At 38.4% G+C, this 12288-nt stretch carries 8 protein-coding genes; 5 read left to right on the top strand and 3 right to left on the bottom strand.

The genetic code is table 11. The features are described from left to right. Window positions 1-81 precede the first annotated feature (81 nt). Together LCM02_RS01405 and LCM02_RS01400 are read left to right on the top strand one after the other, a co-directional pair. Window positions 82-924 (top strand): DUF2911 domain-containing protein, encoded by an 843-nt coding sequence (locus tag LCM02_RS01405; protein WP_224926528.1) that lies wholly within the window; start codon window positions 82-84, stop codon window positions 922-924. A 10-nt stretch (window positions 925-934) separates the two neighbouring features. Then, window positions 935-1426 (top strand): DUF2911 domain-containing protein, encoded by a 492-nt coding sequence (locus LCM02_RS01400; protein WP_224926527.1) that lies wholly within the window; start codon window positions 935-937, stop codon window positions 1424-1426. 108 nt (window positions 1427-1534) lie between these two features. On the opposite strand, the gene LCM02_RS01395 is transcribed toward LCM02_RS01400, so the two are convergent. Further along, on the bottom strand, window positions 1535-3217 hold the full coding sequence (locus tag LCM02_RS01395) for a sodium:solute symporter (protein WP_224926526.1): 1683 nt from the start codon (window positions 3215-3217) through the stop codon (window positions 1535-1537). 180 nt (window positions 3218-3397) lie between these two features. After that, complete coding sequence (locus LCM02_RS01390; RefSeq protein ID WP_224926525.1) at window positions 3398-5914, bottom strand: PIG-L family deacetylase; 2517 nt, start codon at window positions 5912-5914, stop codon at window positions 3398-3400. A gap of 357 nt (window positions 5915-6271) precedes the next feature. Here LCM02_RS01390 and dnaN point away from each other — a divergent pair, with 357 nt between their 5' ends. The 3 genes from dnaN (at window position 6272) to LCM02_RS01375 (ending at window position 9150) form a co-directional block, all read left to right on the top strand. Next, window positions 6272-7390, top strand: coding sequence for a DNA polymerase III subunit beta (gene dnaN / locus LCM02_RS01385; RefSeq protein ID WP_224926524.1), 1119 nt, complete (start codon window positions 6272-6274; stop codon window positions 7388-7390). 238 nt (window positions 7391-7628) lie between these two features. Beyond that, window positions 7629-8324 carry a hypothetical protein gene (locus LCM02_RS01380; RefSeq protein ID WP_224926523.1) on the top strand — a complete coding sequence of 232 codons (696 nt, stop codon included), beginning with the start codon at window positions 7629-7631 and terminating at the stop codon, window positions 8322-8324. A gap of 130 nt (window positions 8325-8454) precedes the next feature. Then, window positions 8455-9150: a hypothetical protein gene (locus LCM02_RS01375; protein WP_224926522.1), complete on the top strand. Its 696-nt coding sequence runs from the start codon at window positions 8455-8457 to the stop codon at window positions 9148-9150. Between the two features lie 308 nt (window positions 9151-9458). Here LCM02_RS01375 and LCM02_RS01370 read toward each other — a convergent pair. Further along, window positions 9459-12288 (bottom strand): choice-of-anchor D domain-containing protein (locus LCM02_RS01370; RefSeq protein WP_224926521.1); only part of this gene is annotated, 2830 nt, incomplete at its 5' end.

Here is a 12288-nt window from a genome sequence, read left to right as displayed (position 1 = left end):
TTTTGTTAAATTCTCAAGGAATTTCGGATCAAGCCCGAGAATTGAATTAAATTTAAGATTTATTAACGAAAACTCTATTTTATGCAATTTAAACTAACTATTCTAACATTCTTATGTGCCATATTTTCTTTACAGGCACAAATTCAAACCCCACAACCCAGCCCGGCGGCAAAAGTATCTCAGACTATAGGATTATCCGAGGTTTCTGTTGAATATTCGAGGCCAGCTGTGCGCGGAAGAACGATCTTTGGCGACCTTGTACCTTATGGTAAAATCTGGAGAACCGGAGCCAATATGAGAACTAAATTCTCAACGAGTACAGATCTAAAAATAAATGGTGGAGAATTAAAAAAAGGAACTTACGCCATATTAAGTGTTCCTAATTCAGATTCTTGGGACATTGTATTCTACACAGAATATCAGGCAGGGGGTGCCCCGGCTGAACTTGATGAAAGTAAGGTAGCGCTTAAGGTAACGGCCAAGACCATGCCTATGGATTACCCAATGGAAAACTTTACATTTGGTTTTGGAGACCTTGCTGACGGAACTTCCGGAAATATGTATATCATGTGGGAAAAAACCATGGTAATGCTAAAAATTGACACTCCAACAGATGAAATGGCTGTTAAAAGCATTGAAAGTGCAATGGCAGGGCCAACTGCCAACGATTATTTTAGTGCCGCCTCCTATTACAGGAGTTCAGGTAAGGATTTGAATCAGGCGCTTGAGTGGGTAAGTAAAGCTGTGGAAATGAACCCAAATGCATTTTGGATGTCACGTCAAAAATCATTGATTCAGGCCGAGCTCGGAGATAAGAAAGGGGCCATAGAAAGCGCTAAAGTTTCTTTAGCTGCCTCTGAGAAAGCAGGAAATGACGACTATATCAAAATGAACAAAGAATCCATCGCAGAGTGGAGCAAATAAAAATTAAATTATGAAAACTTTTAGCTTAATACTCTCATTCTTTTTTATTGTTTCCGTAAGCTGTGCGCAAAAAAGCCCTAGATTAAGTACCAAAGGAACCGTTAATGGCGCAAATATTGTAATCGATTATGGGGCACCCAGTGTCAAAGGAAGAAAGATCTGGGGAGGCTTGGAGAAGTATGGCCAGGTCTGGAGGGCAGGCGCCAATGAGAACACAACTGTTTCTTTTGATAAGGACGTGAGTGTTGAAGGTAAAAAACTAGCTGCCGGTAAATACGGATTTTTCATCATTCCTAATGAAGCCGGTGACTGGGTGGCTATTTTTAACAAGAAGAATGATGCCTGGGGGGCTTATTCCTATTCTGAATCGGATGATGCTTTGCGTGTAATGATAAAACCTGAATTTGATACAAGTACTCAGGAACAGTTGATGTACGCCGTGGATAAATCGGGTATCGTTTTTTCCTGGGATAAGGCACGACTCCATATTAAAGTTGAATAAAGTCAACGAATTAATTTAAATAAAAAGCCCTGATAATCAGGGCTTTTTTTTCATGTAATTTGAGGTATTTAAAACATATATTCACCTGACTTGCAGAAAGAAATCAAACTAAACCTTATTGGTATTCCTGGCTCCGGTAACAAACTGAATTATCACGGCCAGAAGCATAACCAGCACACATCCCAGCAGATTGAGCCATAAATATGGAAGTACATCCATAAAGTAGATCCAGATAACGACGAGCTGCGTTAACAGTGCACCTGTAAATACAGCATTTCCCCTGACGAATCGGATAAAAAAAGCAATGAGGAAAATACCTAATATGTTACCGTAAAAAATAGAACCAATGATGTTAACCAACTGGATCAGATTGTCAAACAAATTGGCAACACTCGCTACAAGTATAGCCAACACACCCCAGGCAAGAGTAAACCATTTTGTAACAGACACATAATACATGTCATCTCTTTTCTTATGATCGTTTCGTTTGTAGAGATCCATAGTGGTCGTAGCCGCCAAAGCGTTTAGTTCAGATGCGGTTGAAGACATAGCTGCGGATAAAATTACCGCCAGCAAGAGCCCTATAAGGCCACGTGGAAGATTATTGAGAATAAAATGAATAAAGACATAGTCCTTATCATTAACCTCTTGATTTGCGTCTGCCTTTAGTATGAGTTCCTTTGCTTCTTCCCGATAAGCCAGCTCTCTTTCTTGAAGTTCACTGATCTTGTTACCGAGCTCGATCTGATCCGGATACTCAGCATACTGCAACTGCAGTTCTTTCTTTTCCTGTAAAAGATTCAAATGATTCTTTTCCAATGCGTCATATTCCTCAGCATATATTGACTCCTTCACCACATCGGTAGCAGATGGATTAAAATTCAAAGGGGAATTATTAAATTGATAAAAAACAAATACCATAACCCCTACAAGCAAGATAAAAAATTGCATAGGGACCTTTAAAAATCCGTTGAAAAGAAGTCCTAACTGACTCTCTCTTATCGATTTACCCGATAAATACCGCTGCACCTGGGACTGATCCGTCCCAAAGTAAGAAAGCATTAAAAACGTACCTCCCAAAAACCCCGTCCAAACCGTGTATCTGTTGTTAAGGTCAAATGAAAAATCAAGAACCTCCATTTTTCCGCTTGCCCCGGCAATTTCAATGGCCTTGGAAAAAGTAACGTCCTCGGGCAGATAACCCAGTATAATGAAAAAGGCAGCAAACATTCCGGTAAAAATAATAGCCATCTGCTGCTTTTGTGTAACGCTTACCGCTTTGGTACCTCCACTTACTGTATAAATGATCACAAGAACTCCTATGATTATGTTCAGTGTCAGAAGGTCCCAACCCAAAACTGCGGATAATATAATGGCTGGAGCAAAAATGGTAATTCCCGCTGCAAGACCTCTTTGAATCAAAAACAAAATTGCGGCCAAAGACCTTGTTTTCAAATCAAAACGAGTCTCTAAATATTCATAGGCCGTAAAAACTTTTAATTTGTGGTAAATAGGAATAAAAACCATGCAAATAATAATCATGGCAAGAGGCAATCCAAAATAAAACTGGACGAAACCCATCCCACTGTGAAATGCCTGTCCCGGTGTTGATAAAAAGGTTATGGCACTCGCCTGGGTTGCCATTACCGACAGGCCTATAGTCCACCATTTGGCCTCATTTCCGCCTTTAATGAAATCTTTGACATTCTTGCTTCCCCTGGTTTTCCATGATCCGTAAATCACTATAAACAAAAGTGTCGCCAATAAAACGATCCAGTCCAATAATACCATTGATCAATTATAAAGTTGTGTAATAATATAGAATATCACAATGTAAATCACATTGGCAATCAGCATATAGGTGTAAAGCCCACGCCATTTTTTTGAAACTACTTTTCTTTCTTCCATTTGATTTCTCAATTTATGCCAGAAATAACATTAATATGCTACCGGCCCCAAACAAAGCCTTGGCTATTCCTTAATCTCCTGCTCCAGATCATTTTTCCCAATGGAAATCATATTGGCAAATAATTTATAAGCCCCGGGAACACCCGCCGGCAACTCCCTAAAGAAGGAAAGGCCTGTATAAATATAGTGTCCTTCTCCGTACTTTGCAACCAAAAGGCTCCCGTTCATTTCAGGATCCCCGTTTTCTTTAAAAGACAATACGGGTGTAAATTCTTCTGACCATTGATCTGGAAAATACAATCCTCTTTCCTGCACCCAGCCATCAAAATCTTCCGTTTTTATCGTATTGGGAAAATTTAAAACCTCGTGATCCTTGTTCAGGAATGTCACTTTTGCTGTTTCATCCGTAATCCGATCTCTTGAAAGTTTAAGAGGATAAGGTGCCAGGTTTTCATTAACAACAAGATTATGGCTTGTGTTGTACTGAACGATCAAATTACCTCCCTTATTTACATAATCTAAAATATACTTTTGCTTTGATTCCAGTTCCGGTACCGTATTATAGGCTCGAATCCCCATGATTACGGCGTCAAATTTATCTAAAGAACGCTCTGAGATCTGTTCCGGGGAAACTTCAGTAATGGAATATCCAATTTGCTTTAAAGACTTTGGAACCTCGTCTCCTGCTCCCTTTACATAGCCTATCTCCTGACCTTTTTTAAGAATGTTCAATCGAACTACTTTTGATTCTGAGGGCAACAGAACCGACTGTTTCGGAATGTGGTCATAGTTAATTTCTACCAAAGACTTCGTAAAGGTATTCATGTTTGAACTTATCACGGGTTTGATAAACCCCTGGCTCTGATCCGGGCTTGGTTTTACAATAAAATTCAGGGTCAGGTCCTCTCCCTTGTTTTCTATTTTGAAATCTTTCATTTTAGGGCTGACCTCCCATCCTTTGGGAACGACAAGTTTTATGGATCCTTCGGCACCGTCTCTAAAAGCTTTGACCTGGACCGGTATTTCCTTGGGCGCTTCATCGCTAAAGATGATCACTTTTGAAGCAATACTTGAAACCAGTTCAGGAAGAATTTCAAAAGGTTGATACACTTCACCTTTAACCGGGTCATTGTACTTGTAAATCACGGGTCTTGTATAATCAATACTGATTCCCTCAAACTCCATTTGAAATAGAACCTGATGCGATCTCAAAGGCAAGGGCCTTCCTATATTTCCGGAATCCTTTACCTCGTACATGCCCAGGCTACCTCTATTTTCCAACCAGTAGGGACTTGTGATCATTGCATTTTCTTCAATGATCATTTCCACTTCCCTGCTAAAAGGAACATTGTCCTTTAAGTCGATTTTTAGATCCACCTTATTATCCTCAGGTAACAACTTAACGGAATTTAATTGAATAGGCTGTGAGCTCCTGTTCACCGCCTCAATTTCTACCTTTATCTTTTGATTCTCTGTAGCATAAGCCTGCGAAGCAACAACCTCTAGATAAAGCCCTGAACAGGCCGCAATGATGTCTTTTATCTCAGGAAGTTTCTGTGCCTTCCAATGACTGTCTTCAAGTGAATCAATCAAGGCATAGGCCTTCATCAAATCAGGGATACTTTTTGACGGGTCTGAAAAATCATAATCATCTTGAACTTTTTGAAGGATAACTTTGATCTCCTCACCTCCCTTTACCCTGGACCAGCTTGTATCTACACCCTCAAATACATTTTGCCTGTCTGTTGGCATTTTACCCTTGAGTAGTTCAATATATTCCATTTCCGTACCTCGTGTTCCGGTACTTCCAAAACCCTGGGACTTATGCATGCTTCTGCTTAGCGAAGATATTTCAGAATTCGATAATCCTAGGGTAGGATAATAAACCCCTGTATCAAAAGAGATCATCTCAGACTTATCGACTTCCTCAAACTTCTCCCTGCTACCATAAAACCACCAATGGGTATTAAAAAAAACCCTTTGGGTTTCCCATGCCTTTAAACCGTAAGACTCATAATTGGGATCTGCAGCTAAATCAAATGCCTCCAGACTTAAAATTGCAGAAGAAGTATGATGGCCGTGTGTTCTTCCTGCCGAATTGGCATCAAACCGGTTGATAATCAGGTCAGGCTGAAATTCTCTGATGACCTTGACAACGTCTTTAAGGACCTCGTCTTTGTTCCATAACTTCAGGGTTTCATCAGGATGCTTTGAATAACCAAAATCATTGGCACGGGTAAAAAACTGTTCTCCTCCATCTGTTTCCCTGGCCCTTAGCAGCTCATTTGTTCTGATCACACCTAATAACTCCCTGATCTCAGGGCCTATAAGGTTTTGACCTCCATCTCCTCTGGTTATGGATAAATATGCAGTCCTTGCGTGTACGTTATTTGCAAAATAGGATATGAGCCTTGTATTCTCATCGTCCGGATGCGCTGCCAGATAAAGAACAGACCCCAGAAAATTCAATTTTTTAATGTCTTCGTAAATTTCTGAAGATCCGGGTTTTCTTGGAGCTTGCGAAATTACGTTCAAAGAGGTTAAAATCCCAATTACAAATAGAGTTAATCGTCTTTTCATAGATTATAATAGAAATAAATCATTCAGGTTTAAAATTGTTGTTCTGATAACTGTCAGAATCGACTTGATACAATCATTCATTACAGATGTTTGTGATTATCAGACAGTCGAACAAATCTAAATAAATTATGTTCGACGGCAGTAATTATTAAGAAAACCTTAACATATCATTTTGTTAATATACAGACCAAATAAATTTTCAAAGTTCAACTTTAAAATAATATATTTGTATGCTTATGTAGTGCCAAAAGATCAAAACTTGACTGCCTATTTATATCAGGGTTTTAAAGTTTCGACAGGAATTGAATCTTCTGGTAAAAAGATACATCAAATCAAGACTATTTTAAAATAAAAAGAATGAAGTTTATAGTTTCCAGTTCTCAGTTATTGAAGCAATTACAAATATTAGGCGGTGTTATTAATACGAATAATACACTTCCTATTCTGGATAATTTTCTATTTGAGTTAACGGATGATCAATTGCGAATCTCTGCTTCTGATCTTGAAACTACGATGAGCACCTCAATTGAAGTGGAATCAGATGCAACTGGTGCTATTGCGGTGCCGGCAAAACTTCTTTTAGACATTTTAAAAACTTTTCCGGAACAGCCTTTGACCTTTAAGGTTGAAGATAACAATACAATAGAGATCAGTTCTGATAGTGGTAAATATGCTCTGGCTTATGCGGACGGGGAAGAATTCCCAAAGGCAGTCGAACTGGAAACGCCAAGCAGCACTACCTTAAAAGCAAGTATTCTTGCGGCAGGAATATCGAAAACCATTTTTGCCTCCGGGAACGATGACCTGAGGCCCGTGATGAGCGGTGTTTTTTTCCAGCTAAGCCCGGAAAACCTTATTTTTGTTGCAACTGACGCTCACAAACTGGTTAAATATATCCGTAAGGATGTGAGCGCAAACGAAGTGGCAGAATTCATCATGCCTAAAAAGCCACTGACTTTATTAAAAAATATTCTTTCTGGAAATGATGAGGATGTAGTTATCGAATACAATGATACTAATGCTAAATTTTCTTTTGGAAACAGCACTCTGATTTGTAGGCTAATCGATGGTAAATACCCGAATTATGAAGCCGTAATTCCAAAAGAAAATCCGAATAAGCTAACCCTCGACAGAAATTCATTTTACAATTCGGTTCGCAGAGTATCTATTTTTTCGAGCAAAACTACCCATCAGATCAGACTGCGTATGGCCGGGACGGAACTTAAGATTTCTGCAGAGGATCTTGATTTTTCCAATAAAGCGGATGAAAGGCTCATATGTAGTTATGAAGGAGATGATATGCAGATTGGATTCAATTCAAGGTTCTTGCTTGAAATGCTGAATCATTTAAATTCAAATGACATTCTTTTAGAGATGTCTTTACCAAACAGAGCGGGTATTCTTACCCCGATTGACGGGTTGGAAGAAGGGGAAGAAATAACCATGCTGGTCATGCCTGTGATGCTCAGCAATTAGTGTACAGATCTGTTAACTTTCTAATTTTCTTAGGTTTAACCTGTATTTTCCTGGACGAAAATTGTGCTTAAATTTGGTTTGTAAGCTGTTTTGCCTTATATTGCCCCCAGAAAAATAGTTGAATCCCCTAAAGTTCGATTTATTTTTTAGTAAAACTGATCAACTAATAATTAGATAACAATCTGAATATTAGTGTTTTATGTTTATCGTAAAAGAAAAGTTGAACGAAATTGCGCCTATGAAAAGAAAATTACTCGTAACCTACATCTTGTCGGCTTTTACGTTTTTTGCATTTGGACAAATGGATTATTCAAATGTGGAATTCAGAAGTTATATCTATAAATATAAGGAAGTCGACCCCAGAACCTCCGAACTTGGTATTGAAAAAGAACTCTTAGAAGAGATTGTTGCCCTATTGGGTAAAAACATCTATTCTAAAGAAGAACAGGAAGAAATTGTATACAAAACCTGGTTGGCTATGGCCAAGCCAAGAGTTTTCGATTATGTTTATAAAGATTTCTCCGTATCCTCAAACAAAAACTGGGGTTCGGAAAATGCTAACGGAGAGATTGTGCTCGAACCTAATCCATATCTCACCGATTGGACTGTGAGTGATGATGAATACCCCTATTTTCAATTAGCTTTGAATAAAATCCTTGAATATTTTCAATTGATGACCTATGGTGACGATGCTGAAAGTGTTGCTTCCTCCTTTAATGATCTACTGATTACAAAGGATTTTGATTTTAAAGCCCCAAAGGATGATGACTGGGCCTATTCATATATAGAAACGGTTAATTCGGAGCTGGAAGAAAAAGGGTTAGTAGCCCTTGTAACCAAAGGATATTACAACATTGTGGTCTGTGATATTGACAATAAAGAGCAGATAACAGAGTTATTCGAAAAATTTAGGTGGGAATTGGTTCAACCCTAATTTCCATCAAAGTTCCCCTCATTGATCTGCTTTATTAATTTAAAGCAGATTTTTTTTTAAATTTATCCAATAATTGAATGCTTATCACGTTTATAAGGGAATCAATCAAACCGCAAAATTAATTAGAAAGGTGAAAAAATCCATACTCTTACTTTTTCTATTACTCAATGGGATTTGGGCCTTTCCTCAGCAAAAAGACTATACAAAGATCAAGTTCAAGAGCAAGCTGAGAAATTATACCAAAGTTTTACCAAAAACTGAGGAATTTGGAATCGACAGAGAGCTCTTTGTTCAGTTAGCCGATATGCTGACCATGGACGCCTTTACTGAGTCTGAAAAGACTGCTTTAGCGAACAAATTATGGCTGGCGGTATCAAACCCTCAGAAATTCGATTTTGTGTATAAGGATTATTCTCTGAATACAATTAAAAACTGGGGAGTCAAAATAAAATTTGAAGACCCGAATTTTGAGCCTAACCCCTATTTGGCAAAATGGACGGTTACCGAAGATGAATTCATCTATTCACATTGGGCAATTACCCAGATACTCACTTATGAAGGGCTAATGGCTTACAGCGAAAAAGCCAAAGTAGCTCAAAAAGCTATAAACGAATTAGTTGTTCTTAAGGATCTGAATTTCTATCAGGCAAAACCGGATGAGTATGCCTATGATTATCTTCACAGAAACAATAACCTGCTTAAAAAAAGAGGCCTCGTTATTTTAATCTATAATTTCCACTTTGATTATATCGTATGTAAAATTGAAGACAGGGAAAAAGTACAGGAACTCCTCAGCAGGCTCAAATTAGAGTATGTAATGCCTTAGACAGGCTGAAAACCAAATTCACCTAATGAAAGGGCCTTGCTGTTAAATGTTCTTAGTGACCATAAACTTAACTTCGAAAGCATCATAGCGGGTATTCACAATACATATCAGTATCTACTTTAGAAGAGTTTTAACTAAGGATTCCTGATTCACTGACCTTGATTATTCAAAAGTTAGAAATGATCAAAACGAAGCCAGGATTATGAATATTTAATATGGAATGCTATCAAACTGTGGTAATTCAGTCCATAAAAAAGGCCGCCCATATGGGCGGCCTTCAAAGGTTAGTTTATTTTGGCAAAATTATTCTAATACTTGATTGATTTGGTACTGATCATACTTCCATCATCCAACTTCGCCTCTATCAACATTACCGTTCCAATTTTTACATTAACGGTGCTCAATTCAAATGATCTTTGTTTTGGGCTGTCCTGAATTATCATTCTTCCAAGAAGATCATAAACTCTTATTTCATTTACCGATTTTCCTGAATTTACTTTCATCACATCAAAATTATTGACAACTGTAAATAAGCTTTCATCAAGAATATCTTTATCCCCAAGATCAGCGTTTCTATTCACAAATTCCAGTTTAAATCGATCAGCGTACTCTCCTTTTTCGGTAGCTTCAAACTCATAATCAGATCTGTTAAGGTCATGTCTTATGTTCAGATAAGTATCAACAAGGATAATATCTGAATCATTCATGGCTCCTTCTTTCCTGTTAATGCTCATTTTGAACCATCCTGCTTTCTTAGTGTCGAATCCAAGGCCAACTTCTCTGCCAGCTCCAAATGTACCCAGTTCCTGAATTACAAATTTATCCTGACCAATGGTTGAGTAAAATTTAGAATTCTTCTCAATCAGACTAATTTTGGTACTGTATAAGGTTCCGTAAGAATCAAAATACTTATCATAAGAATCCGTAGCATCCTTATTGAATCCAACTACAATTTTTCTGTTCTCTCTTCCATTTCTTAAACTCAACCATACTTTTCCTTCCAGTTCATCGCCACTGTCCAGTTCATCCTGTATTTCGGATTTGGCATTTCTGGTTTTGTAGAACTGATCGTTTTGACCAATTAATAGATGTGAAGTATTGATGGTCAGAAAAGTCTCTGCCGTACTTCGAATCATAAAGCCCTGGCTGGAAGAAATATTCTTTGTTACTCCGTCCGTGGAAGTTCCGTCAGCATTTATAATTACATAATCCGCGTCATCATATTCTCCTGTATCAGGATCAATTTCAGTCTGTTGAGACCAAAGTGCCACATCCAGAACACTTCCGTTGTCCTGCATCACTTTTACAATGTCAATGGCTGCCGGATAGGGATTTCCAATTAAATTAAAATTCTCATTTGCCGTTGGTGTATTGTCCGGGGTTCCACTGTAATATAAGTTCTTTCCATATGTTCCGTTATAAGGAATACCTGTAAAAGTCAAAGTCTGCACCCCGGGAGCAGATCCAGGGGCTGCATAGCCCTTACCTCTTTCCATGGCACCTGATGCTACCGCCCAATATCCAAAATCTGGATTAGAAGGATTCGTTGTACCCGCATTAAACTCAAAAATACGATTTGGTGCAACACCGGCAAAAATTGTCGATAACTGGGCTCCCTCAACAGGTGATGACCAATAGGTCATATCCGTTAAATAATTATTTAAAGGATTTGAATTCTCCAGTTTCGTTATCGTACCAAGAGTTGCTGTATTATCCAGAACCACTAATGACTCCTTGTCACCTATGGTCAAACTACCGTCAACCTGAAGATCTCCATACAAAACAATGCTATTGCTTGTAGCCCCATTCGAATCAAATTGAACGTTAGAACCAGCATTAATTATCAAATTACATGCCGTAAAAGTCTCCGCTGCTCCCGTAAAACTGCCATCGATAATAGCTGTTCTCGACTGATCCGGATCACCATTATCCCAGTTAACACCGTCAGAAGATGTTGTTGGGCCGACTATTTGTGTACCTAAGGCAATATTTGAAGTTTTCAAAGCTGCATCCACATCAGATAAAGGAATGTTTGTCCAATCATTTATGTCAAATGTGGTATGCGCCGATTCCGATGAACAACCTCCCTTAATAAGGCATAACAAATCACCCCAAGGTTCAGGTGCTTCTGTAGGGCCTGGAGAAATATTCCCCATAATATCGACTCTTGAATTATAGGAATTACCATTATTATTACTTGATATTAATATGACATCATCTCCATTAAACGAGCATACTTCATCGCTAATTACCTGTGTGGCATCACCTATGTTGCCCGTGCCAGGTGTTGATGCAGCCCCGTTTCTGAATAAAATAGTTTCTCCCGGATCAATGGCTGGAATTCCCACACTTAAAGGAGTGGCTGTTTCAATAACTCCGGTTCTTGCCAGGTCATCTTCAAACAAACAAAGAAAATAGGTGTCAGCAGCAATTGGATTATCGGAAATATTTGTTACTTCTATCCAATTATTCACCCCGCCAAAACCATGATAATACTGAGAGATCATGATCTGGTTCGGTAAAACAGTAACTCCTTGACCACTTAAATTCAACACGAACACAGCAGTATCAGCATCATTACTTTGAATAATGATACTTCCACTTTTTACACCTTCAGTAAGCGCATTAAAAGTAACGTCAAATGTTTCGCTAGTTCCGGCCGCTATCGTAAAATTTGGAGTAGTATTTGAAAAATCAACAGGATTCGTATTAAAGAACAATGTTATAACTAAATCTTCATCACCCGTATTCTCAACAGTAAATTGATTCGTTGCTGGTGATCCAATAATAACGGACTCAAAATCAGAACCGTTTAAAGGGTCCGCCGCGGCACTACTCACTATATCAATTCCGTTACCAGTAACGTTAATTTGCGGACCTGAAGGTCCCGGTGGCTCTGGTGCATCAACATCTATTGTCCATCCTCGATTGATCAAATTTGTGTACCCATCATAGGATAAACTACTTAACTCATCTCCAGTCGATTGATTTCTTATCTGTAGATCTCCGTTACTAGCTCCATTAGCATCCAGATCATTCACTATCTTGTCGAGCTGATCCGTCGGAAGATCATTATTAATAACATATACAAGGTCCAGCAAATCATTTGCCGAAAAATCTATGGATGTTAAATCAGTA

This window comes from Lutimonas saemankumensis, assembly GCF_020171465.1.
Lineage (GTDB): Bacteria > Bacteroidota > Bacteroidia > Flavobacteriales > Flavobacteriaceae > Lutimonas > Lutimonas saemankumensis.
This window is presented reverse-complemented; position numbering and strand designations above follow the sequence as displayed.